Origin of the sequence: Exiguobacterium profundum, assembly GCF_042652865.1 — a bacterium.
Taxonomy (GTDB): Bacteria; Bacillota; Bacilli; order Exiguobacteriales; family Exiguobacteriaceae; genus Exiguobacterium; species Exiguobacterium profundum.
The window spans coordinates 1-669 of record NZ_JBHSHG010000011.1; the positions used below are offsets into that span (position 1 = coordinate 1).

The window sequence follows — 669 nt, forward strand, 5'->3', positions numbered from 1 at the left end:
CGTCTTAGAATTCTCATCTCGCCTACCTGTGTCGGTTTGCGGTACTGGCGCCGACCTCCTCACTAGAGGCTTTTCTTGGCAGCGTGAAATCCGGTGCTTCGCCCTACGGGCTCCACGTCACAGCTCAACCTTGTATGCCGGGCGGATTTGCCAACCCGACGGCCTCGCTGCTTGTCCGTGCACTTCCAGTCGCACGGTCACCTTATCCTTCTGCGTCCCCCCATCGTTCAAACGGTGGTACGGCGGTACAGGAATATCGACCTGTTGTCCATCGCCTACGCCTTTCGGCCTCGGCTTAGGTCCAGACTAACCCTGAGCGGACGAGCCTTCCTCAGGAAACCTTAGGCTTTCGACGGAGGGGATTCTCACCCCTCTTTTCGCTACTCACACCGGCATTCTCACTTCCAAGCGCTCCACGGCTCCTCACGATACCGCTTCACTGCTGCTTGGAACGCTCTCCTACCATCCCTTACGGGATCCATAGCTTCGGTGGTATGTTTAGCCCCGTTACATTTTCGGCGCGGCGCCACTCGACTAGTGAGCTATTACGCACTCTTTGAATGGTGGCTGCTTCTAAGCCAACATCCTAGTTGTCTGTGCAGCGCCACATCCTTTTCCACTTAACATACACTTGGGGACCTTAGCTGATGGTCTGGGCTGTTTCCCTCT

General features: G+C 56.2%; 1 rRNA gene. It reads right to left on the reverse strand.

Annotation, left to right across the window (positions count from 1 at the left end):
* Window positions 1-669 (reverse strand): 23S ribosomal RNA (locus tag ACFO4U_RS14715); the annotation flags it as partial.